The sequence below is a fragment of the Cupriavidus sp. UME77 genome, assembly GCF_014170355.1.
GTDB lineage: Bacteria > Pseudomonadota > Gammaproteobacteria > Burkholderiales > Burkholderiaceae > Cupriavidus > Cupriavidus basilensis.
Window position 1 is genome coordinate 25109 of sequence record NZ_LZZU01000054.1, and the last position, 21246, is coordinate 46354.

22 protein-coding genes are annotated in these 21246 nt (G+C 67.5%); 15 read left to right on the forward strand and 7 right to left on the reverse strand.

The features are described from left to right. Positions 1–109 precede the first annotated feature (109 nt). The gene (locus A9975_RS21460) at positions 110–1138 is read left to right on the forward strand and encodes a tripartite tricarboxylate transporter substrate binding protein (RefSeq protein ID WP_150986594.1); all 1029 of its coding nucleotides are present in this window, start codon (positions 110–112) and stop codon (positions 1136–1138) included. A 225-nt stretch (positions 1139–1363) separates the two neighbouring features. After that, positions 1364–1942, forward strand: a complete 579-nt coding sequence (locus A9975_RS21465; protein ID WP_183034567.1) for a phasin family protein — start codon at positions 1364–1366, stop codon at positions 1940–1942. A 162-nt stretch (positions 1943–2104) separates the two neighbouring features. Here the strand turns inward: A9975_RS21465 and A9975_RS21470 are convergent, their stop codons facing one another. Continuing rightward, the gene (locus A9975_RS21470; RefSeq protein ID WP_183034568.1) at positions 2105–2521 is read right to left on the reverse strand and encodes a hypothetical protein; all 417 of its coding nucleotides are present in this window, start codon (positions 2519–2521) and stop codon (positions 2105–2107) included. 413 nt (positions 2522–2934) lie between these two features. On the opposite strand from A9975_RS21470, the gene A9975_RS21475 reads away from it, so the two are divergent. Together A9975_RS21475 and A9975_RS21480 are read left to right on the forward strand one after the other, a co-directional pair. Beyond that, positions 2935–4038 (forward strand): GGDEF domain-containing protein, encoded by a 1104-nt coding sequence (locus A9975_RS21475; RefSeq protein WP_255503349.1) that lies wholly within the window; start codon positions 2935–2937, stop codon positions 4036–4038. After that, a complete protein-coding gene (locus A9975_RS21480; RefSeq protein ID WP_183034569.1) occupies positions 4035–4787 on the forward strand; it encodes a head GIN domain-containing protein in 753 nt (250 codons plus the stop codon). Before A9975_RS21475 ends, A9975_RS21480 begins: the two co-directional genes overlap by 4 nt. Positions 4788–4802: 15 nt before the next feature. Here the strand turns inward: A9975_RS21480 and A9975_RS38150 are convergent, their stop codons facing one another. Continuing rightward, a complete protein-coding gene (locus tag A9975_RS38150) occupies positions 4803–4928 on the reverse strand; it encodes a hypothetical protein (RefSeq protein WP_255503350.1) in 126 nt (41 codons plus the stop codon). 103 nt (positions 4929–5031) lie between these two features. Continuing rightward, positions 5032–5880, reverse strand: coding sequence for a VOC family protein (locus A9975_RS21485; RefSeq protein ID WP_183034570.1), 849 nt, complete (start codon positions 5878–5880; stop codon positions 5032–5034). Positions 5881–6134: 254 nt separating this feature from the next. Here A9975_RS21485 and A9975_RS21490 point away from each other — a divergent pair, with 254 nt between their 5' ends. The 7 genes from A9975_RS21490 to A9975_RS21520 all read left to right on the forward strand — a co-directional run bounded on the left by A9975_RS21490 (position 6135) and on the right by A9975_RS21520 (position 12915). Beyond that, positions 6135–7736 carry an ABC transporter substrate-binding protein gene (locus A9975_RS21490; RefSeq protein WP_183034571.1) on the forward strand — a complete coding sequence of 534 codons (1602 nt, stop codon included), beginning with the start codon at positions 6135–6137 and terminating at the stop codon, positions 7734–7736. 7 nt (positions 7737–7743) lie between these two features. Beyond that, positions 7744–8727: an ABC transporter permease gene (locus A9975_RS21495; protein ID WP_183034572.1), complete on the forward strand. Its 984-nt coding sequence runs from the start codon at positions 7744–7746 to the stop codon at positions 8725–8727. Further along, complete coding sequence (locus tag A9975_RS21500; protein ID WP_183034573.1) at positions 8724–9554, forward strand: ABC transporter permease; 831 nt, start codon at positions 8724–8726, stop codon at positions 9552–9554. The genes A9975_RS21495 and A9975_RS21500 overlap by 4 nt, the downstream gene beginning before the upstream one ends. Then, positions 9551–11182, forward strand: a complete 1632-nt coding sequence (locus tag A9975_RS21505) for an ABC transporter ATP-binding protein (RefSeq protein WP_183034574.1) — start codon at positions 9551–9553, stop codon at positions 11180–11182. Before A9975_RS21500 ends, A9975_RS21505 begins: the two co-directional genes overlap by 4 nt. 135 nt (positions 11183–11317) lie before the next feature. Continuing rightward, entirely contained in the window at positions 11318–12229 is a 912-nt protein-coding gene (locus A9975_RS21510) for an NAD(P)-dependent oxidoreductase (RefSeq protein WP_183034661.1), read from the forward strand. A gap of 243 nt (positions 12230–12472) precedes the next feature. Continuing rightward, positions 12473–12655: a glycine zipper 2TM domain-containing protein gene (locus tag A9975_RS21515; protein ID WP_183034575.1), complete on the forward strand. Its 183-nt coding sequence runs from the start codon at positions 12473–12475 to the stop codon at positions 12653–12655. Positions 12656–12756: 101 nt separating this feature from the next. After that, on the forward strand, positions 12757–12915 hold the full coding sequence (locus tag A9975_RS21520; RefSeq protein ID WP_183034576.1) for a DUF3309 family protein: 159 nt from the start codon (positions 12757–12759) through the stop codon (positions 12913–12915). Between the two features lie 127 nt (positions 12916–13042). On the opposite strand, the gene A9975_RS21525 is transcribed toward A9975_RS21520, so the two are convergent. The 4 genes from A9975_RS21525 to A9975_RS21540 form a co-directional block, all read right to left on the reverse strand. Continuing rightward, positions 13043–14215, reverse strand: coding sequence for an acyl-CoA dehydrogenase family protein (locus tag A9975_RS21525; protein ID WP_183034577.1), 1173 nt, complete (start codon positions 14213–14215; stop codon positions 13043–13045). A 7-nt stretch (positions 14216–14222) separates the two neighbouring features. Continuing rightward, complete coding sequence (locus A9975_RS21530; RefSeq protein ID WP_150986607.1) at positions 14223–15197, reverse strand: tripartite tricarboxylate transporter substrate binding protein; 975 nt, start codon at positions 15195–15197, stop codon at positions 14223–14225. Positions 15198–15307: 110 nt separating this feature from the next. After that, positions 15308–16285: a tripartite tricarboxylate transporter substrate binding protein gene (locus A9975_RS21535; protein WP_183034578.1), complete on the reverse strand. Its 978-nt coding sequence runs from the start codon at positions 16283–16285 to the stop codon at positions 15308–15310. A gap of 82 nt (positions 16286–16367) precedes the next feature. Continuing rightward, positions 16368–16766 carry a cupin domain-containing protein gene (locus A9975_RS21540; RefSeq protein ID WP_183034579.1) on the reverse strand — a complete coding sequence of 133 codons (399 nt, stop codon included), beginning with the start codon at positions 16764–16766 and terminating at the stop codon, positions 16368–16370. A gap of 368 nt (positions 16767–17134) precedes the next feature. Here A9975_RS21540 and A9975_RS21545 point away from each other — a divergent pair, with 368 nt between their 5' ends. The 4 genes from A9975_RS21545 (at position 17135) to A9975_RS21560 (ending at position 21121) form a co-directional block, all read left to right on the forward strand. Beyond that, on the forward strand, positions 17135–17449 hold the full coding sequence (locus A9975_RS21545) for a DUF3649 domain-containing protein (protein ID WP_255503351.1): 315 nt from the start codon (positions 17135–17137) through the stop codon (positions 17447–17449). Beyond that, positions 17446–19089, forward strand: coding sequence for a PepSY domain-containing protein (locus tag A9975_RS21550; RefSeq protein ID WP_255503352.1), 1644 nt, complete (start codon positions 17446–17448; stop codon positions 19087–19089). The genes A9975_RS21545 and A9975_RS21550 overlap by 4 nt, the downstream gene beginning before the upstream one ends. Next, positions 19086–19457, forward strand: a complete 372-nt coding sequence (locus A9975_RS21555; protein WP_255503353.1) for a DUF3325 domain-containing protein — start codon at positions 19086–19088, stop codon at positions 19455–19457. Before A9975_RS21550 ends, A9975_RS21555 begins: the two co-directional genes overlap by 4 nt. A 263-nt stretch (positions 19458–19720) precedes the next feature. Beyond that, the gene (locus A9975_RS21560) at positions 19721–21121 is read left to right on the forward strand and encodes an efflux transporter outer membrane subunit (protein WP_183034580.1); all 1401 of its coding nucleotides are present in this window, start codon (positions 19721–19723) and stop codon (positions 21119–21121) included. Positions 21122–21246 lie beyond the last annotated feature (125 nt).

A 21246-nucleotide genomic window follows, 5' to 3' on the forward strand; every position in this document is an offset into this window, starting at 1 on the left:
ATCAAGAGACGCCCCCTACACTCTGCCATAGCGACGAGCCGGGCGTCCCGCGCTGCACAGCCTTGCTGTGCCATCCCATCCATACCAACCCGGCGCAGGAGATTCCCCTATGACCGGCATTCGACGCCACGCGCGAACGCGCGTTTCCGCGCCCAGGCGCCATCTGATTCTCTGCGCGCTCGCCGGCGCCATGCTGGCAGGCACAGCCGCCTTCCCTGGCCTGGCCGCTGCCGCAGACTATCCCACCAAGCCGATCCGCCTGGTCGTGCCCTACCCGCCGGGCGGCGCCACCGACGTCATCGGCCGCACCCTGGCGCAGCACCTGTCCACCGCACTGGGCCAGCAGGTCGTGGTCGACAACCGGGCCGGCGCCGCCGGCAATATCGGCGCGGAACTGGTCGCCAAGTCGCCCGCTGACGGCTATACCCTGCTGATGGGTGCCCTGACCAGCCACGCGATCAACGCGGCGCTGTACAAGAACCGCGTCTCCTACGACATCGAGAAGAGCTTTGCCCCGGTGGCCATCGTGGGTACCGTGCCGCTTGTGTTCGTGGTCAATCCCAGCGTCAAGGCCAACAGCCTGCCGCAGTTGATCGCGCTGGCAAAAACCACCCCTGGCGCGATTACCTTTGCCTCCGCCGGCAACGGCTCGCCGCAGCACCTGGCTGGCGAGATGTTCAAGCGCATGGCCGGCGTGGACATGCTGCACGTGCCTTACAAAGGCAGCGGCCCCGCCATGACCGACCTGATCGGCGGGCAGGTGCTCAGCATGGTCGAGACCGTGCCGGCGGCGCAGTCCTACGTCAAGGGCGGCAAGATCCGCGCGCTGGCCGTCACCACCAGCGAGCGCGTGGCGGCGCTGCCCGACGTGCCGACGGCGAATGAAGCGGGCCTGAAGGACTTCGAGGTCAACTCCATGTTCGGCATCGTGGCCCCGGCCGGCACCCCGGCGCCGGTGGTGGACCGGCTCAACGCCGAACTCAAGAAGATCCTGGCCGAGCCCGACGTGAAGGCTTCCCTGCTCAAGCAAGGCGCCATCGCCACCTGGACCACGCCGGCGCAGACCCAGGCCCGCATCAAGTCCGAGCTGGCCAAGTGGACCGCGGTGATCCGGGAAGCAGGCGTCAAGCCAGAGTAAGCGGGCCAGCGGCCCAGCAGCCCCGAAGCCCCGAAGCCCGATCCCGGATCGCAGCTTGCCCGCCACGCCCTGATGTGACGGGGCGGGCGCCTGCCGTCGCGCGCCTTGACACCCTGACGATTGCGCCTATGATGACTAGCGCAATGCTGCGGCGCAGCAAGTGACGATTGCCACCGGCGAAATCCCTCGGACGCGTTGCCTCGTCATGAACTATCGGAGACGCTCATGGCTACCCTCTCTCACGCTGAACACGTCGAGGCGCCTCTGCCTTACCCCGTTATCGATTTTGGCCTGGCAAGCCCCTGGGCACAGGTGGCGCAGAAGATCGGCGCGCTGAACCTGCAAACGGCAAAGACGCTCATTGCCGAAGGCACCGACTACCTGCGTGAGGCGGCCGCGCAACCGTTCAGCTTCACCACGTTCCGGCCCGAGCTGGCCGACGTGATGGCGCAGCACATTGCCGCCTATACCCACAGCCTGATCGAGATCGTGTTTGGCGCGAACGCTGATTTTTCCGACAACGTCCAACGCCATTTCGCCGCGATCGGCGGCCAGGATCCGTTTCAATGGTGCCTGATGGGCCGGGATTTCCTGCCGGAGTACGGCAACGGGCTGCCCACCATGGGCGCGGCGATGACGGGATGGGTCGCGGCCTACCTGCCAGGCGGCAAGCTGCTGCCGGAAGTCAACGCCGAAGCCGCGCCGCGCAAGACTGCGCTGCTGGCGGCACCGGCCGACGTTGTGGAGCCCGTCGTGGAGCCGATTGTGGAGCCAGTCGTAGAGCCGGCCAAGCCAGCCGAATAAGCCCGGGGCCCGCTTTGAGCGGGTGGCGCGAACCGGCGTGGCGAAATTTCAATGACAACCCGCCCTGAAGTGGGGCTCCCCGGCCCCGCCGTCCTCCTCGCGTAGAAAAAGGCGCCGATCCAATGCGTCTGAATCAGCGCTTGCACAGCACTCCTGGCTACGTCATTGGCAGGCGGTGCCGGGCACAGGCTTGCCCGAGTTGGTCATGCCCTGGCAGGCGTCGCCAACGATGGTGTCGGAGTCGAAGGCGGCGTTGTTATATGGCTTGAGCCTGCCCGCTACCGTGCAGCAAAAGCGCGGCTCGCCCGGCACGGGCGTTGCCGGCGGCGCGCTCTTCGCCATGCGGGAGGACGCAGGCACCTGACTGGCGGCGGGAGTTGGCGCGGGAGCAAACCGAGAGGCTGGCGGCTTGGCAGGCTGGTCGGCGCTCTGGTCGTCGTCATCCGGAGACACGCACTGGCCCTTTTGGCAGAGCCGCTCCCCTTTGCACTGCATGTCATATTGGCAACCCGCTGCGTATGCGTGCAGCGGCAACGCCATCGCCAACGTGGTGGCGAACAGCAAGCCCAGCGTTCTCATGTTTCCTCCTACTCGACTGCCAGCGCGAATCGTACGAATCGCCCGCACCGGATCCTATATTCCGGCACTGGCGAGCGCCGGGCATCGTGCTGCTTTGCACGGGATACCCGACTCCGGCGTCGACCGCCACGTCAGCCGAAGCGATCCACCGCCACCTCTAGCATAGGCATCGGGACCCGCCAGAGGGAACCCCGCCATGCAAGCGTGTGAGCGCCGCACCACCAAGGGCGGCGACAGCCAAAGAGCGCTGCGCGCCGGGCCCGGCCAGCAGGTCCAAACGCCCGTGTGAAACCGCTTGCGACCGGCGCGCGCACGCTGCAAGTCCTTGTATGCTTGTCGCTGGATTCATTGCACCGACCTGCCCCACCGACCATCCGATCCTCCGATCCTCCGATCCTCCAGAGGCAAGCCGAATGATGTTTCGCACCGTTGAGTCAGAGTTGCTGAACAAGCCGGTGCCGGCGCCGGTGCAAGCCGAGTTTGCCCAGCATGAATTCGAGAGGCTGCAGCGCTTTTGCCTCATGACCTTCGCGGCCAGCGTGGGGATCTGGCTCGTGTTCGATCTGCTGGTCAGCTTCAAGGGAGGCCAGGGTTTCACGATCAACTCGATCCTCCACCTTGCCCTGTTGTCGGCGCTGACCGCGGCCGTGCCCTTCGTGCGGCGCGCGCAGCAATTCCAGATCCTCAACTTTGCCTTTGTGGTGGCCTTCTGCGTGGGTGCCCGCCTGGTGCTGGACGGCACGCCGGACGACACACGTCCGATCTGGTCGATGCTGGTGGCGGCCAGCGTGCTGTTCTGCGCCTCCACGCTGCCGCTGAGCCCCAGGGCGTTTTTCGGCGTCATCGCGCTGGCCTGGGTCCTGCTCTTTCCCGTGATGCCGGCGCAGGACCTGCTGGAACTCAAGGGCATCCTGGTCGTCTGCTACGCGCTCTATTTCAGCGGCATCACGGTGTACACATTCATCACGCTACGGCGCGCGAAGCTGCAGAACTTTGTCATGGCGAAGACCTTGCTGCAGCAGGCTTATGTGGATGCGCTGACTGAGATTCCCAACCGCCGTGCCTTCATGCTCAACGTAGGCAGCCTGGTGCCGCGCGCCACCGCGGAGCAAGACCACTACCTGGCGATGGTGGACATCGACGACTTCAAGAAGGTCAATGACCGCTACGGCCACGATGTTGGCGACGAAGTGCTCAAGCACGTGGCCGCGGGGATCAAGCTGGTGATGGGGGACTGCCAGTATGCGCGCCTGGGGGGAGAGGAATTCGGCATCTATCTCAAGGGGATGACGCGCGCCGAGGCGGAAATCCGCATTGGCCTGCTGTGCCGCAGCATCCGGGATGCGCCATCGGAGCCCCCCGTGACCATCAGCATTGGCGTCACCCACATGGTCAGCGGCGACACGCTCACCAAGGCGCTCATCAAAGCCGATGAAGCGCTCTATGATTCAAAGAGGACCGGCAAGGACAAGTACACATTCCACCAGGAGCCCTGCCAGCCCGAAGGATCGCCATGACCCATACCAACCTGCTTTGCGCTGCCTGGCTGGCATCCGCCTGCCTTGCCGGCGCGGCGCTGGCTCAGTCAAGCACCGTGGTAATCAACCAGAGCGGCATTTCTGCCTCGGGCACGTCCGGGAGCAGTGTCGTCATCGTCAATGGCCAGGTGGTGACTTCCCATGACGCCACCAAGGGAAGCGGCCCCGAGAAGACAGAGCAACGCATGGTCGGCGCATTCTCCGGCGTGCAGCTCAATGCCCCGGCCGATGTGGTGTTCTCGGTTGCGCGCGCCTACTCCGTTTCCATCACCGGCCCCGAGGACATCCTGCCGCTGGTGCTCACCAGCCTGGACGACGGCAAGCTGACCATCGGCCTGAGCGCGCCAGTCGTGCTCGCGGCGCCGCTCAGGGTGGCCATTACGGGGCCTTCGCTCCAGGCGGTCAGCATTCCCGGCGCCGGCACCCTGCGTGCGTCCGGCCTGCACGAGGCATCCATCGACCTGCGCCTGTCCGGTTCCGGCTCGATCGTGGCCGAGGGCACCGTGGGCAGCGTGCGCGCCGCCATCTCCGGCTCCGGCGAGGTAGATGCCAGCGCCTTGCGCGCGCAGCGGCTGGACGCGCAGCTCAGCGGCTCGGGCCGCATCCTCGGCTACGCGTCGGATGCGGCCAGCGTGGCGCTGACGGGATCCGGCGACATCATCGTTGCCGGCAAGCCGCACCAGCGCGCCGTCAGCCGGACCGGTTCCGGCCAGGTATCTTTCGAATAGCCAGCCACGCCGGACCTACCAGGCCGCCAGCCCGTCCACCGCCTGCTGGGTGATGGCGACGCCATGCCGCACCGTGGCGTCGCGCCACGGCCGGCCCACCGGGATGAAGGCATCGAGCATGTCGGCACGCTCGCCAGCCACGCTACGGCGCCCACGGCATCGGCCGCCGCGCGGAACTTGTTGCGGGCGCCGGTGTAGTCCAGCGCGTAGAAATCCGTGAAATCCATCGGGATACCGTCCGCGCTTATTCGGTAAAGGCAAGGGTGACGCCCGCCGCCTCGGCAGGCGGCACCACCAGCAGGCCCTCAATCTCCTCGACGCCGCGGATCTCGCCTGCCGCCAGCGCGGCGCTTGCCGTTGCCAGCGCCGTGGTGCGCAGCACCAGCGCCACCATGCGGTCGCGGCCATCAATCAGCGGCGGCACGCTCGTGCCGAAGCGCCGCGCCGCCGCCTCCGGCGTCAGCACCACCACCGATGCACCGCCGGCGCGCAGCAGCTCGCCGTGCGCACCCTTGCCCACATGCTCGGCGCCGAACAGGCGCGACAACAGGCCGATGGTGCGCGCCGGGTCTGCAGCCGCGATCACGTATTGCGCCACGCCGGTCACGCCGTTGGGATGGACTTGCCAGTGCCCGCGCCAGACCAGTTCCGGCGTGAAGTGGTGGCAGAAGTAGAGGCGCCCGTTTGGCACCAGGTGCGCGGCCAGCCGCACCGTGCGAAAGCGCGCTTCGCCGGTGGCGCCGGGCAGATCGACCGGGCGCGTGAACTCACGCGGCGGCCCTTCCACTTCCAGCCCGCGCGCCAGGATCTCGCGATGCAGGCCGGTGGAGTCGGCGCTCTTGAAGACGAGCCCGGTCAGGCCAGCCGGTTCGGCCAGCAGGTCCGCGCGGCCGGTCGTCGCCTTGCCGGCTTCAAAGCCGAGCAGCTCCAGGTAATCCGTATCGAAGATCGCTAGGTGGTTACTGGACCCGAGCGAATGATGGCCGCGCGGCGTTAGCTGGAAACCCAGGCGGCGATAGCGGGTGGCGGCGTCGTCCAGGCCCTCGTGGACATTGACGACAACGTGGTCGAGCAGCGGGATCAGGTTTGGCATGAAAGGGGTTCCGTTGGAATAAGCGAGCGATGGGCGAGCGTACGCGAGCACGGTGCGATCCCCAACTGCGCGTTTCGTCTTTGCATATGCGCGCCGCGCGCGCCTGCCGGGTGCGCCGCGCGCCGCGCAGCCAACGTCTTTGCTTAGACGAAAAGCGCGTTTCCCTCGCGCGGCGGCGCCCCCTACACTCGCTGGCTGCCCAGCCTTCGTGCTCCTGCTTCCTGCATTCCTTCGATTACCGTGGAACCCCTGCCATGTCCCTGACGCGACGCGACTTCCTGATTCAATCCGGTGCCCTTGCCGCTGGCGCTTCCCTCCCGGGCACGCTGTTGGCACAGGCTGCCGACACGCCGCGCAAGGGCGGCGTGCTGACGGTGCTGCTGGGCGGCGAGCAGCGCATCCTCAACCCCGCGCTGCGCGCGTCCACCGGTGTCTACGTGGTGTCCAGCAAGATCATCGAATCGCTGGTGGACCTGGATGCCAGCGGCAAGCCCGCTCCCGTGCTGGCCACCAGCTGGAGCAGCTCACCGGACGGCAAGACCATCACCTTCAAGCTGCGCGAGGGCGTGACCTGGCACGACGGCAAGCCCTTCACCTCGGCCGACGTGCAGTACAACGCGATGGAGCTGTGGAAGAAGCACCTGAACTACGGCACCGCGCTGCACCTGTACCTCGATGCCGTCGATACCCCCAACGCACAGACCGCGGTATTCCGCTATTCGCGCCCGATGCCGATCGAGCTGCTGCTGCGCGCGCTGTGCGACCTTGGCTACGTGGTGCCGCGCCACAAGTTCGAAGGCACCAATGTGCTGGAGAACCCCGCCAATACCGCGCCGATCGGCACGGGGCCGTTCCGCTTCACCCAGTACGAACGGGGCCAGTTCGTGATCGCCGAGCGCAATGCCGCATATTGGCGCAAGACCGCGCCGTACCTGGACCGTGTGGTGTGGCGCATCATCACCGACAAGTCCGCCGCGGCTGCCTCGCTCGAAACCGGCGAGGCGCAGCTGACCACCTATTCGCATGTCGGCCTGGCGGATCTTGAGCGATTCAAGAAGGATGGGCGCTTCAAGGTGTCCACCAAGGGACTGGAGGCCAACTCCTACAACAACACGCTGGAGTTCAACGTGCGCCGCAAGGAGCTGTCGGACGTGCGCGTGCGCCGCGCCATCGCGCACGCCATCGATGTCGACTTCTTCATCAAGAACTTCCTGTACGGCACCGCCAAGCCGGCCACCGGCCCGATTCCCTCGACCTCGGCGTTCTATCCGGGCGGCAAGCAGCCCTATCCGTTCGACCGCAAGCGCGCCGAAGCCCTGCTCGACGAAGCCGGCTTCAAGCGTGGTGCCGACGGCAACCGCTTCACGCTCAAGCTGGTGCCGATCCAGAACGGCGAGGACGTGCCACTGTTCGCCACCTATGTGCAGCAGTCGCTGGCGCAGGTGGGCATCAAGGTCACCGTGCAGCAGCTCGACATCGCCGGTGCGTTGTCGACCGTGTACCGCGACTGGAATTTCGACCTTGCCACCGGCTGGCACCAGTACCGTGGCGACCCCGCGGTGTCGACCACCGTCTGGTACCGCTCCGGCAGCCCCAAGGGCGCGCCCTGGACCAACCAGTACGGCTGGCAGTCCGCCAAGGTGGACAAGCTGATCGACGACGCCGCCTCGGAGATCAACCCGGCCAGGCGCAAGGCGCTCTATGCCGAGTGGGTCAAGGAGGTCAACGACGAGTTGCCGGTCTGGATGGTGACCGAGCGCGAGTTCTACTCGATCACTAGCAAGCGCGTGCACAACGACCACAACACGCCGCGCTGGCCGTCCAGCAGCTGGTACGACACCTGGCTGTCGGCCTGAGCCGGCCATGCGCATCTTGTCACTCGCCCTGCGCAGGCTGGCAGCCAGCCTGCCCTCGTTGCTGCTGATCCTGTGCGGCCTGTTCCTGCTGCTGCAATTCGCCCCGGGAGACACCGTCGATGCCCTGGTCGCCGAGATGGGGGGCGCGGATGCCGCCGTCATCGGCCAGCTGCGGCAGTTCTACGGGCTCGACGCCTCCACCACGGTGCAGCTTGGCCGCTACCTGTGGCGTCTGGTGCATCTGGACCTGGGCTACTCCGCCATCTACGGCAAGCCGGTGGCCACCGTCATCCTGGAGCGCCTGCCCGTCACGCTGCTGCTGATGGGCTGCGCGCAGGTGCTGGCCGCCGTGTGCGGCATAGCGCTGGGCGTGGCCGCGGCGCATCGGGTGGATCGCTGGCCGGATACGCTGGTGTCCATGCTCGGGCTGGTGTTCTATGCCACGCCTTCGTTCTGGTTCGGACTGATGGGCATCGTGGTGTTCGCCATCCACCTGGGGTGGCTGCCGCCCGGTGGCTACCAGGACGTCGCCGCCGGCTACACGGGCCTGGCGCGCCTGCCCGACATCGCCTGGCACCTGGTGCTGCCCACCGTGACCCTGGCGCTGATCTACCTGGCCATCTACCTGCGCATCATGCGCGCGTCGATGCTGGAGGTGTTGACGCTGGACTTCGTGCGCAGCGCGCGCGCCAAGGGCCTGTCCGAGTACGCCGTGCTGGTGCGCCATGTGCTGCGCAACGCGCTGCTGCCGCTGCTCACGCTGGCCGGGCTGCAGTTCGGCACCATGCTGGGGGGCTCGGTGGTGATCGAAAGCGTGTTCGCGCTGCCGGGGCTGGGCCGGCTGGCCTATGACTCGGTGGTCCAGCGCGACCTGAACACCCTGCTGGGCATTGTCTTTATCAGCGCGCTGCTGGTGATCGCCATCAATTTCATCGTCGACATGCTGTATGCGCTGCTCGACCCCCGCATCCTTCACGAACGCAAGGCATGAAGCTGCTCCGACGTTACCTGCGCAACCCGGCCGCCGCCTTCGGCCTGCTGGTGTTGCTGGCGGTCATTGCCATGGCGGCCTGCGCCTCGGCCGTGTTTCCCGCCGATCCCCTTTCCCTTGCCGGCCGCCCGTTGCAATGGCCGCTGGAAGATCCGCATTTCTGGCTAGGCACCGACCAGACCGGGCGCGACATCGCCGCCCAGATCTTTCATGGTGCGCGCGTCTCGTTGCTGATCGGCTTCGTGGCCACACTGATTGCCGTGTCCATCGGCATCCTCATCGGTGCGTTCGCGGGCTACTACGGCGGCTGGACCGACAACCTGCTGATGCGGCTGACCGAAGGCTTCCAGACGCTGCCCAGCTTCTTGCTGCTGCTGGTGCTGGTGTCGGTGTTCGGCTCCGGCATCACCACCGTGACCCTAGCCATCGGGGTGGTGTCCTGGCCTGCCACCGCGCGGCTGACGCGCGCCGAGTTCCTGACCCTGCGCAACCGCGACTTCGTCCACTCCTGCCGCGCGCTGGGCATGCGCGACCTGCAGATCATCTTTCGCGAGATCCTGCCTAACGCGCTGCCGCCGGTGGTGGTGTACGCCAGCGTGGTGATGGCGCTGGCCATCCTGCTGGAAAGCGCGCTGGCCTTTCTCAACCTGTCGGACCCGAACGTGGCCTCCTGGGGCAACCTGATCGGAGGCGGGCGCAGCGTGCTGCGTTCGCAGTGGTATGTCTCGGCCATTCCCGGCGTCGCCATCCTGCTCACCGTGCTGGCTGTGTCGCTGGTGGGACAGGGCCTGAACGACGCACTCAACCCCAGGCTGAAACGCGCATGAGCGGACCGTTGCCCTTCCTTCTCAGTATCGACGCGCTCAGCGTCGCCTTGCCCGCCGGCGCCGACCGCCCGCTCGCGCTGGATGGCGTCTCGCTGGCGCTGGCGCCAGGCGAAATCCTGTGCGTGGTTGGCGAAAGCGGCTCCGGCAAGTCCATGACCGCCGGCGCCGTGCTTGGGCTGCTGCCCGATGGCGTGCGCCGCAGCGCCGGACGCATCCTGTTTGAAGGCCGCGAGCTGACGGCGCTGTCCGAGGCGGATCTGCGGCGCATACGCGGCGCCCGTATCGGCATGATCTTCCAGGAGCCGATGACAGCGCTCAATCCGCTGCGCACCATTGGCGACCAGATCGGCGAGGTGTTCCGCACCCACACCCGGTTGCCCAAGGCGGAAATCGCGCGCAAGGTGCGCAGCCTGCTGGAAGACGTGCAGATCCCGCAGCCGCTTGCCGCCGCTGGCGCCTATCCGCATGAGCTGTCCGGCGGGCAGCGCCAGCGCGCCATGATTGCCATGGCGCTGGCGCTCGAGCCCAGCTTGCTGATCGCCGATGAGCCCACCACCGCGCTCGACGTCACCACCCAGGCCCAGATCCTGCGGCTGATCCGCGAATTGCAGCAACGCAAAGGCACGGCGGTGCTGTTCATCACACACGACTTCGGCGTGGTGGCGGAGATTGCCGACCGCATCGCGGTCATGCGCCAAGGCGAGGTGGTGGAGACCGGGCCAGCCGCCGAGATCCTGGCGCGGCCGCAGCATCCCTACACCCAGGCGCTTCTGGCCGCCGTGCCCGCGCTGGAGCCGCCGCCGCGTGGGCAGACGGGTGACACGCTGCTCGCCATCGACGGCATCGGCAAAACCTACCGCGGCGGCGGCTGGCTCGGCCGGGGACGGCGCCAGGTGCAGGCGCTCGACCAGGTATCGCTCGCGCTGCCGCGCGGCGGCGCGCTCGGCATCGTGGGAGAGAGCGGCTCGGGCAAGAGCACGCTTGCGCGTTGCCTCGTGGGCCTGCTCGACCCGGATCGCGGCAGCTTGCGGCTCGATGGCGCCGATCTGCTGGCCGGCAGCGCGGGCCAGCGCCGACAGCGAGCCCGGCGCATCCAGATGGTGTTCCAGGACCCGTTTGGCTCGCTCAACCCGCGCCGCCGCGTGGGCGAGCTGGTCGCGCAGGGGCCGCTGACCCATGGGGAACATCCGCTGCGGGCTCGCCATCGCGCCGCCGAGCTGTTCGAACTGGTAGGGCTGGATCCCAGCGCCCTTGACCGTTATCCGCACGAGTTCTCCGGCGGCCAGCGCCAGCGCATCGGCCTGGCCCGGGCCCTGGCCCTGTCGCCCGACGTGCTGGTGGCCGACGAGCCGGTGTCCGCGCTGGATGTCTCCGTGCAGGCACAGGTGCTGGCGCTGCTCGACGACCTGCGCGCGCGCACCGGCTTGTCGCTGATCCTGATCACGCACGATTTGCGCGTGGCGGCCCAGGTCTGCGACCGGGTGGCGGTCATGAAGGACGGCCGCGTGGTGGAAGAAGCCGATACCGCCACGCTGTTCGGCGCGCCCCGCCACCCGTACACGCAGGCCTTGCTGGCAGCCGTGCCGGGCAGGCGGGCGGTGGGCCGGGCAAGCGCAGCTGTCAGCTAGCGCAGCCTGCGCTAAGGCTTGTTGACCGCCTCGCGCCGCCCGACATGCGCGTGCGCACAACAATTTTCCGCGCCACCGCTTGTTGACGTTGCAGTGCAAGAATGGCAGCATTCCCGGCTTCGGTGGGCTGCCCACCTGGCCAACCACTCGCCCGCCGCCAATCGCGGGCTTCGGAGTATTCAAGTCATGCGCGTTGCATTTATCGGCCTGGGTGTCATGGGCTATCACATGGCGGGCCATCTCGCCGCCAAGGGCCATCAGGTCACCGTCTACAACCGCACGGCTGCCAAGGCCGAGCAGTGGGTCGCCGCATTCGGCGGCAAGTCGGCCGCCACCCCGGCGCTGGCCGCGCAAGACGCCGAAGTGGTCTGCTCCTGCGTGGGCAACGACGATGACCTGCGCTCGGTCCTCACTGGCAAGGACGGCGCCTACAGCAACGCACCGGCAGGCTGCGTGTTCGTTGACCACACCACCGCCAGCGCCAATGTGGCGCGCGAGTTGTATGCCGCGGCTAACGAGCAGGGCCTGCACTTTGTCGACGCGCCAGTCTCGGGCGGCGAAGTTGGCGCGCAAAAGGGCATCCTGACCATCATGTGCGGCGCCGACGAGGCCGTGTTCGGTCGCGTCGAGGCCGTGCTGGGCGCCTATGGGCGCGCCGTCACCCGCATTGGCGGCTCCGGCGCGGGCCAACTGGCCAAGATGGTCAACCAGATCTGCATCGCCGGCCTGCTGCAGGGCCTGTCCGAAGCCATCGCCTTTGGCGAGCGCGCGGGACTGGACATGAAGGTAGTGCTGGATGTGATCAGCAAGGGCGCCGCCGGCTCCTGGCAGCTCGAAAACCGCGGCCCCACCATGATCGAAGACAAGTTCGATTTCGGCTTCGCGGTGGACTGGATGCGCAAGGATCTGGGCCTGTGCCTGGACGAGGCGCGCCGCAACGGCGCCAGCCTGCCGGTCACCGCCGTGGTCGACCAGTTCTATGCGGACCTGCAGCAAGACGGCTGCGGCCGCGCCGATACCTCCTCGCTGATCAAGCGCCTGCGTTGATCCTGCGCTGACCGAATGGCTGCCGGGCACATGTGCTGCCCGCGCCGTCGGCCGTTCTATCGGCCGTTCTGTCGGCCTTTTCCCAGTTGCCCCCTTTCCTGACGCCGCGCTCGCGGCGTCATCCAATTCCTACATCCGTATCAGAGGCCGTCCCGCTGGGCCGGACTGCTTGCCCGGCTATCTTGTAAGCATGGCGGGCGCGCCCGTTAGCGCCGTGCAGCATCATTCACGTAGGAGACCACTATGTTGAAACTGGCAAGCGCGCTCATCGCGAGCGCAGCGCTTCTGTTCGGATTGAACGGTTGTACCGCTACCGGCGCCGTGGCTGGCGGTGTGGCGGGCCATGAACTGTCGCACGGCAGCACCGCGGGCACCATCGGCGGTGCGGTGGCAGGCGGCGTCATCGGTCACGAACTGGGCAAGTAAACAACAGTTAACCACGAGATCAACGACGATCCAGAACGCGAACCAGAACACAAACAAGATAGCGCGAGCCTCGCGCTGATCCACCCGTCAAGGAGCCAATCATGGCCATCGGTACGATCCTGCTTATCCTTCTTATCCTGCTGCTGATTGGCGCACTGCCCACGTGGCCGTACAGCACGGGATGGGGCTACTACCCCAGCGGCGGCCTAGGCCTGGTCGTGCTGATCGTCGTGATCCTGGTGGTCATGGGCCGGCTGTAGCGCGGGCTGACATCCACAGATAAAAGAATGCGCCGCATGAAAATACGGCGCATTTTTTATTATTTTCATCGCTGAAAGAATGGCAGCACCGCCGCACGGATTGGCGGGCAATGCGTCAAGAGCGAGTTCAATACGACTTCGGCAAACCCAGCACGCGCTCGGCGATATGGCACATGATGAGCTGCGCGCTTACCGGGGCAATGCGCGGGATATAAGACTCGCGCAGGTAACGCTCCACCTGGTACTCACGCGCATAGCCCATGCCGCCCAACGTCAGGACCGCGGTCTGGCAGGCCTGGTGCGCGGCCTCCGCCGCCAGGTACTTGGCGGTATTGGCTTCGGCCCCGCAGGGCTTGCCGTTGTCGTACAGCCAGGCCGCCTTCCACACCATCATATCGGCGGCCTCCAGCGCCATCCACGCTTGCGCCAGCGGATGCTGGATGCCCTGGTTCTGGCCGATCGGGCGCCCGAACACGGTGCGCTCCCTGGCATAGCGTGTTGCCGCTTCCAGGGCGACGCGGCCAAGGCCGACGGCTTCGGCGGCAATCAGGATGCGCTCGGGGTTGAGGCCATGCAGGATGTACTCGAAGCCGCGCCCTTCCTCACCGATGCGGTCGGCCACCGGCACCGTCAGCCCGTCGATAAAGAGCATGTTCGAGTCCACCGCGGCGCGCCCCATCTTGTGGATCTCGCGCACCTCGATGTGCTTGCGGTCCAGCGCCGTGTAGAACAGGCTCAGGCCCTGCGTCGGCTTGGCCACCTTGTCCAGCGGCGTGGTGCGGGCCAGCAGCAACATGCGGTCGGCCACCTGCGCGGTGGAGATCCAGATCTTGCGGCCGTCCACGCGATAGCTGGCGCCATCCGCCGACAGCACGGCCTGGGTCTTGAGATGGGTGGTGTCCAGCCCGGCGTCGGGCTCCGTCACGGCGAAGCAGGCCTTCTCGGTCCCGGCGATCAGCGGCGCCAGCGCCGCCTCCTTCTGCCGGTCGTTGCCGAACACCACCACCGGGTTGAGGCCAAACACATTCATATGGATGGCCGATGCGCCGGAAAAACCCGCGCCGGACGCCGACACCGTCTGCATGATTAGCGCCGCCTCGGTAATGCCAAGCCCGGCGCCGCCGTACGCTTCCGGCATCGCGATGCCGAGCCAGCCCGCCTGCGCCATGGCCTGGTGGAAAGCATGGGGAAACTTGCCTTCATCGTCCAGCCCCGACCAGTAGTCGGCGCCGAAGTCGCTGCATAGCTGCGTCACCGCTTCGACGATGGCGCGCTGCTCGGGGGTTCTTTCAAAGTTCATGCCTACCTCATTCCGGCTGGATGCCAGCGTCCTTGACCAGCTTGGTCCACTTGACCAGTTCGCCGGCCACGAAGCCGGAGAACTGCTTGGGCGATTGCCCGAATGCCTCAAAGCCCAGCGCCTCGAAGCGCGGGGCGACCTCCTTGCTCGCGGCGATGCGCGACAGCTCGCGGTTGAGCCGCTCGACCACCTCCGCGGGCGCCTTCGCTGGCGCGAACACGCCATTCCAGGACGTAATATCGAAGCCTTTGAGCTCAGGCGTGTCGGCCAGCGGCGGCAGCTCCGGCAGCAGCCGGCTGCGCTGCGCGGTGGTCACCGCCAGCGCTCGCAGCTTGCCCGCCTTCACATTGGCAATGCCGGCCGCCACGTCGACAAACATCATCGGCACCTGCCCCGCGATCACATCGGTCATCGCCGGCGGCGTGCTCTTGTACGGCACATGCAGCAGGTCCAGCCCGGCCATGCGCCCCAGCGTGGCGCCCGACACAATGCCGGTGCTGTTGCCGCTGGCGTAAGACATGCCCGGATGCGTGCGCGCGTAGGCGATCAGGTCCGCCACGGTCTTGACCGGCAGCTTCGGGTTGACCACCAGCATGAACGGCAGGTTGCCCATGCGCGCCACCGGCGTGAAGTCGCGGATCGGGTCATACGGCAGCTTCTTCATCAGCGAAGGATTGGCCGAATGGGTCGTATTGGTGGTCATGAACAGCGTGTAGCCGTCCGGCGCGGCCTGCGCGACGATCTCGGCGGCAATCGCGCCATTTGCCCCGGGGCGGTTGTCCACCACCACGTTGGTCTTGAGCGCGTCGCCGAGTTCCTTGGCGGTGATGCGGGCCACCGCGTCGGTGCCGCTGCCGGCGGCGAACGGCACCACCATGCGGATCGGCTTGCTGGGATAAGCGTCGGTCGCCGCCGCGAACGGCGCCGCGGCGAGGCTCAGTAATGGCAGCGCGGCGCGCAGCAGCGTGGTGAGGCTTGGCATAGTGTTGTCTCCTGTTTTTGGCTAGCCATCTCGTTGTCGTGGATTAGCTTTGTTAGCTTTGTTAGCTTCGTTAGCTTTGTCTTTGCGATGCCCCCGGGCACCATGCCGCCTCACCGCGCGGTCTTCTCTTTGTAGTTCGTGTCCTTGACCAGCTTGGCCCAGCGCGCGGCGTCGTCGGCAATGATGGTGGCAAACTGCTCGGGCGTGCTGCCCACGGCCTCATAGTCGATGGCGGCAAGGCGCTCCCTGATATCCGGCATCGCGACGATCCGCACGATTTCCTGGTTCAGCCGGGTGACGATTTCCTTCGGCGTGCCTGCCGGCGCCAGCAACCCGGCCCAGGAATTGAAGTTCATGCCCTGGATCCCGGCCTCCTGCATGGTCGGCACATCGGGCAGCGCCGGCGAGCGCTTGGGCGACAGCACGGCCAGCGGGCGCAGCCTGCCGGCCCGGATCATCGCCATCGAGTTGAAGGGATCGATGGTCATGTCGACCTCGCCCGCCACCACGGCCTGCATCTGCGGGCCGGTGCCCCGGTACGACACACTGACCACGTCCGGGGTGCCGGCGGTGGATTTGAATGTCTCCCCGATCAGCTCGATCATGCTGCTGCCGGCCGACAAGCTCAGCGGACGGCTCTTGGCGCGGGCCAGTCCGACGAACTCCTGCACGGTCTTGGCGGGCACCGACGGGTGGACCACCATCACAAAGCCGATGCTGCTGATCAGGCTGATCGGCGCAAAGCTCTTCAGCGGCTCGTAACCTGCCTTGTACAGCACGGGGCTGAGCGTCTGCGCGCCAGCGGTGTTGAGCAGCAGCGTATAGCCATCGGGGGCGGCACGCGCGACCATATCGGTGCCGATGATGCCATTGGCGCCGGGGCGGTTCTCCACCACCACCGGCTGCTTCAAGGCCTCCGCCAGCCTCTGCGACACCAGCCGCGCCACCACGTCGGAGGCGCCGCCCGGCGCGAAAGGCACCACCATGCGGATCGGCTTGGCGGGATAGGTGCTGCTCCACGCCAATGCGGGCATGCCGCTCCAGATGGCGGCGCAAACGAGCAAACGGCGTCGGAAAGACAGTGTCATCGGAATCTCCTACCAGGCTTGAACAACAAACGTCGTATCGGGTGCGGGCACCCAGGCGAAATGGCGCGCTCGGCAGCGTTCCTCAGGCGGGACGGATCACGCGCTCCGGGGATTCCTCGTAAGGCGGGGCGTAGATCACCAGCAGCTTCACGGGCTCGTCGCTGATCACTGTGAACACATGCATGGCCTTGGCCGGGAAGAAGCAGCAATCGCCGGGGCCAAGCTCGCGCGATTGCCCGTTCACCTCGGCGCGCGCCCTGCCCTCCAGCACATAGCAGACCTGCTCGATGCCGGGATGCGCGTGCGGCAAGGCACCTTTGCCGCGCTCGATGGTGCCGTGGATGACTTCCAGCTGGGTGGCGCCGACGTTCTCGCGGCCGATGATGCGGCGGTTCAGCGTGCCGACGTGATTGGCCGGGTGATAGCCAGGCACGTCTTCGACGCGGACAAAGTAGCTCGGTGAGGACGACGAGGGGGTCATTGCAGTCTCCATGCCGGCTATGCCGCGACCCCATGAGGGCGGCTGTGATGCCGGCTGTTTTTCATGTTTGTGAAAGTTATTTTATGCTCATGAAAAAACTAGTCAACTGTTTCAGCCGGACCAAGGCACCTCAACCGCTTCCGCGGCACAAATAAGTTACTTTTTAAGCACAAATCAGGAATTTACCGGCAACCCCGGCAGATTCCGCAATCTCGCGCATCAGGGATACAGAGACGCTGCAGCCTTTGCGGCATCGGTCCCAACGCATCGGTCCCAGCGCATTTCTCCTAACTTACCCCGCCCTCGGAAAGGTAAACCGCACCTTGGCTTCCCGCCTGCCCCCGGACGCTGGACGTTCTCCCCGGTCCTTGCATGCCTCCCCATCTCCGCGCTCGCCCGCCCCCTCGCTGGCCATGCAGATCGCCTCGCGCGCAGGCGCGGCGATCCTGGGTGGCTACCTGCTTGCCTCGGCCAGCATCGTGGCTCCCGCCGCCTTGCTGCCGGCCTTGCGGGCCGAGGCCGTCATGACGGCCAGCCTGTTCAGCTACGCCATCTACACCGGCGCCGCGCTCTGGGCCTTCGCCGCACGCACGCCCGGCCGCGCCTGGCTGGGCCTGCTGGCGCCGTCCGCGGTGCTGCTGATCGCCGCTGGCGCTGGCCACTGGATGCAGGGCCGGCCATGAAGACCTCCTTGCGCCAATCGATGGCATGGCTGCATACCTGGTGCGGCCTGTGGCTGGGCTGGCTGCTGTTCGCGGTGTTCCTGACCGGTACCTTGGGTGTGTTCCACGCCTCCATCACACGCTGGATGCAGCCGGAACGGCTGGTAGTCACCACCGGCACGGTGGACAACGAACGCGCCCTTGCGCATGCCCAGCACTACCTGGAGCGCCATGCGCCGCAATCCGCCCATTGGGAAATCGAGTTTCCCGCTAACGACGATGCCGCCATGCATCTGCACTGGGATGGGCAGGCCAGCGGCGGCGACGGCGAAGCCCGGGAGGTCCGGCTCGACCCCATTACCGGCACCGTGCTTCCGCCCGCCCGGGACACGCTGGGCGGGCAGCATTTCGTGCTCTTTCACTACGAGTTGCATGCGGGCATGACGGGCGTCTGGATCATCGCAGCCGCCACCATGGTCATGCTGGTGGCAATGGTGTCGGGCATCGTCACGCACAAGCGCTTCTTCAAGGATTTCTTCACCTTCCGCCCAGGCAAGGGCCAGCGCTCCTGGCTGGATGCGCACAATGCGCTGGGCGTGCTGACGTTGCCTTTCCTGCTGATGATCGCCTACACCGGGCTGGTCATCTGGTGGCCGGACACCATGCCAGCGGGCATCCGCACCTACTACGAAGGCAGCGAGGCCAAGCTGTTCCGCGTGCTTGGCCAGGCTGGCTGGCTCGAAGCAAAGGCCCTGCCGCCGGCGGGCGCGCCGGCCGCGCTGGTGGCGCTGCCCACGCTGCTGGCTGATGCGCGCGAGCGCCTGGCCGCCGGGGCCGGCGCGGACAGCGCGATCAGATCGGTCGCCGTGACGCGGCCAGGCACCAGCACGGCCAGCGTTGCCATCGCCGGCCCCTATCTGTACGACGGCCTGGCCTTCGCCGCCCGGCGCGAACTGCGCTATGACGGCGTGAGCGGCGCCTACCTGTCGACCAAGGCCGAGGATGAAATGCTGGGCACCGGCGGCGCCGCGCCGCTGGTTGCCGGCTCGGTCATGCGCACGCTGCACATGGCCCGCTTCGGCGGCTATGCGGTGAAATGGCTGTACTTTGCCTGCGGACTGGCGGGCGCCGCCATGATGGCCACCGGCCTGCTGCTGTTCTCGGCCAAGCGCGGCAACCGCAAGGCCCAGGAGTTCGGTGCGGCCAGCGCACGTGTCTACGACGCCATCGACCGCCTGAACGTCGCGGCGATCGGCGGGCTGGCGATCGCGTGCGCGGGGTACCTGTGGGGTAACCGGCTGCTGCCCGTGGCGCTGCCTGAGCGCCACGAGTGGGAAATCGCAGTCTTCTTCGCCGTGTGGCTGGCCGCCACGGCCCACGCACTGGCCAGCCCGCCGGCCAGCGCCTGGCCCCGGCAACTGGCGCTGGCTGGCCTGCTCTGCCTGGCCCTGCCGCTGCTCAATGCGCTCACCACCGGCTGGCACGTGCTGCGCTACCTGGCACACGGAGACGGGCAAAGCGCGGGGCTGGAACTCGGCGCTCTGGCCCTCGGCGCCCTGCTGCTGTGGGCCGCCGCCAGGGTCCGCCGGGGCGGCCGCCAGGCCATGACCCGTTCACCGGCCAAGCGCGTCGGCACCGCGGCCGGGCTGGGAGACGCATGATGGCGTTGAGTTCGATGCCCCCAACGCTCGCCGCCCTTGGCAGCCTGGCGTTCTGCTATGCCGGCATGGCCAGCATCAGCCTGGCGATGGATCGGCACCACGGCCAGGTCCTGGGGCGCAATGCCGCGCCGCCGGCCGCCTCCGCGCGCTGGCTGCTGCGCGCCTGCGGCTGGCTGCTGCTGGCCCTGGCCGCGCTGCCCTGCCTGCGCGGCTGGGGCGCCAGCATAGGCGCGGTGGTATGGGCGGGTTCGGTCAGTGCCGGGGCGCTGGCCTTCGTGCTGCTGCTGGCCTATTTCCCGCGCACGGCCGCGGCCCTGGCGCTGCCGGCCACGGCGTTCGCCGCGGCAAGCCTGGCACTGTCGCCTTAGCCGGCATGGGGGCCGCGCCCGTCTTCCCGCTTTTCGGTGCGCGCTTTTCGGTGCGCGCTTTTCGGTGCGCGCTTTTCGATGCCCACCTCCCGCGATGCGGCCAGTCCAGGCCGTATCGCCACTTCCTCAACCGAAGACCCCCGACGCATGGCGCTGGCTCACCAACTCCTTCCTATCACCGGCATCGCCATCCTGGCCATTGGCCCGGTGGAGCACGGACGCCAGGCGGCGCGGGTGGACCCTGCGCAAGCATTGGCAAGCGAATGAATAAGATCAACACCCTGAATGCGCTGACCCTCCTGGTCACGCTGGCCGCCGCCATGGCCGCCACCGGCTGCGCCGCGCCGGCCGCGCCCGATGCCGCCCTGCCCACCGCGCCAGCGCAATGGCGCTACGCGCCGCAGGACCGCGCCAGTGCCGACCCCGTCAGCACGGCGTGGTGGCAGTCCATCGGCAATGCCGAACTGGACGCGCTGGTACAGCGGGCCCGGGCGGACAACCCCGGCATCGCCTCGGCCTACGCGCGTGTGCAGCAGGCCCGCGCCAGCGTCATCATTGCGCGCGCGCCGCTGCTGCCGGCGCTCACCGGCTCCGCCGACGCGCAGCACTATGGCGGCTCAGGCGTCAGCAGCAGCGACAGCACGGCGAACTTGCGGCTGGGGCTGGCGGCCAGCTACGAGTTCGACCTGTGGGGCGGCAACCGTGCCGCCGCCGGCAGCGCCGGCGCATCGCTGCGCGCCGCAGGCTTCGCGCGGGATGCGGCAACGCTGTCGGTGACCGGAGAAGTCGCGCTGGCCTGGCTGCAGACCGTCAGCCTGCGCGAGCGCATCGGCATTGCCACGCGCATGCTGGAGAACGCGCGCAGCGTGCTGGCCGTGGTCGATGCGCGCCAGCGCGCCGGCAGCGCCACCGCGCTTGAGCTGGCCCAGCAGCGCGGCCTGGTGGCCAGCCGCGAGCGCACCTTGCGGCTGCTGGCGCAGCGCGCCAACGACAGCCAGGTCGCGCTGGCGATCCTGCTCGGGCAGTCCGCCGGCGGCCTGGAGGTCGAGACGGCCAGCCTTGCCAGCCTGCGCCAGCCCGCCATCGACAGCGGCCTGCCTGCCGCGCTGCTGACGCGCCGCCCCGACCTGGCCGCGGCCGAAGCCCGGCTCGCCGCCGCCGACGGCAACATCGCCGTGGCCCGCGCACTGATGCTGCCGCGCCTTGCGCTGACGGCCAACGCCACCGTTGAGAGCGACCGCCTGCGCACGTTGTTCGAGAACCCCATCTACACGCTTGCCGCCGGCATGCTGGCGCCAATCTTCAACGCCGGCAAGCTGGCCGCCGGGCATGACCTGGCCATGGCACAAAAGCAGGAACTGCTGGCGGAGTACCGCCGCGCTATCCTCGCGGCCGCGGGCGATGTCGAAGTTGCGCTCAACACCATAGCCGGCGTGAATGCCCAGCGCGTTGCCCAGGACGAGGAACTGGCACAGGCCCGGCACGCTTTCGCGCTGGCGCAGCGGCGCTATCGCGCCGGCGCGGAGACGCTGCTGACCGTGCTGGATACGCAGCGCACCCTCTACAGCGCCGAGGACGAGGCCGCCCAGCTGCGCCTGGCGGGCCTGCAAGGCGCGGTGCTCTTGTACAAGGCGTTGGGAGGCGGATGGCAGCCGGATGCGTAGCGGCGCCCTCTTAGGGGATGTACCGGCCCGTGCCGGCAGCGGGTGCATGCCTTGTCTTTGAGTAACGACCTCACATACAATGCGAATCATTCTCAATAGCGTTTGGCGCCGGGCGCCCGCATCAC

Bases quoted from the DNA above. Each gene is read 5' to 3' on its own strand.
- A9975_RS21475 (WP_255503349.1), top strand. From the start codon at position 2,935: ATGATGTTTCGCACCGTTGAGTCAGAGTTGCTGAACAAGCCGGTGCCG.
- A9975_RS21550 (WP_255503352.1), top strand. From the start codon at position 17,446: ATGAAGACCTCCTTGCGCCAATCGATGGCATGGCTGCATACCTGGTGC.
- A9975_RS21485 (WP_183034570.1), bottom strand. From the start codon at position 5,880: ATGCCAAACCTGATCCCGCTGCTCGACCACGTTGTCGTCAATGTCCAC.
- A9975_RS21460 (WP_150986594.1), top strand. From the start codon at position 110: ATGACCGGCATTCGACGCCACGCGCGAACGCGCGTTTCCGCGCCCAGG.
- A9975_RS21515 (WP_183034575.1), top strand. From the start codon at position 12,473: ATGTTGAAACTGGCAAGCGCGCTCATCGCGAGCGCAGCGCTTCTGTTC.
- A9975_RS21465 (WP_183034567.1), top strand. From the start codon at position 1,364: ATGGCTACCCTCTCTCACGCTGAACACGTCGAGGCGCCTCTGCCTTAC.
- A9975_RS21500 (WP_183034573.1), top strand. From the start codon at position 8,724: ATGAAGCTGCTCCGACGTTACCTGCGCAACCCGGCCGCCGCCTTCGGC.
- A9975_RS21560 (WP_183034580.1), top strand. From the start codon at position 19,721: ATGAATAAGATCAACACCCTGAATGCGCTGACCCTCCTGGTCACGCTG.
- A9975_RS21530 (WP_150986607.1), bottom strand. From the start codon at position 15,197: ATGCCAAGCCTCACCACGCTGCTGCGCGCCGCGCTGCCATTACTGAGC.
- A9975_RS21525 (WP_183034577.1), bottom strand. From the start codon at position 14,215: ATGAACTTTGAAAGAACCCCCGAGCAGCGCGCCATCGTCGAAGCGGTG.
- A9975_RS21540 (WP_183034579.1), bottom strand. From the start codon at position 16,766: ATGACCCCCTCGTCGTCCTCACCGAGCTACTTTGTCCGCGTCGAAGAC.
- A9975_RS21555 (WP_255503353.1), top strand. From the start codon at position 19,086: ATGATGGCGTTGAGTTCGATGCCCCCAACGCTCGCCGCCCTTGGCAGC.
- A9975_RS21495 (WP_183034572.1), top strand. From the start codon at position 7,744: ATGCGCATCTTGTCACTCGCCCTGCGCAGGCTGGCAGCCAGCCTGCCC.
- A9975_RS21490 (WP_183034571.1), top strand. From the start codon at position 6,135: ATGTCCCTGACGCGACGCGACTTCCTGATTCAATCCGGTGCCCTTGCC.
- A9975_RS21480 (WP_183034569.1), top strand. From the start codon at position 4,035: ATGACCCATACCAACCTGCTTTGCGCTGCCTGGCTGGCATCCGCCTGC.
- A9975_RS21470 (WP_183034568.1), bottom strand. From the start codon at position 2,521: ATGAGAACGCTGGGCTTGCTGTTCGCCACCACGTTGGCGATGGCGTTG.
- A9975_RS21535 (WP_183034578.1), bottom strand. From the start codon at position 16,285: ATGACACTGTCTTTCCGACGCCGTTTGCTCGTTTGCGCCGCCATCTGG.
- A9975_RS21520 (WP_183034576.1), top strand. From the start codon at position 12,757: ATGGCCATCGGTACGATCCTGCTTATCCTTCTTATCCTGCTGCTGATT.
- A9975_RS21505 (WP_183034574.1), top strand. From the start codon at position 9,551: ATGAGCGGACCGTTGCCCTTCCTTCTCAGTATCGACGCGCTCAGCGTC.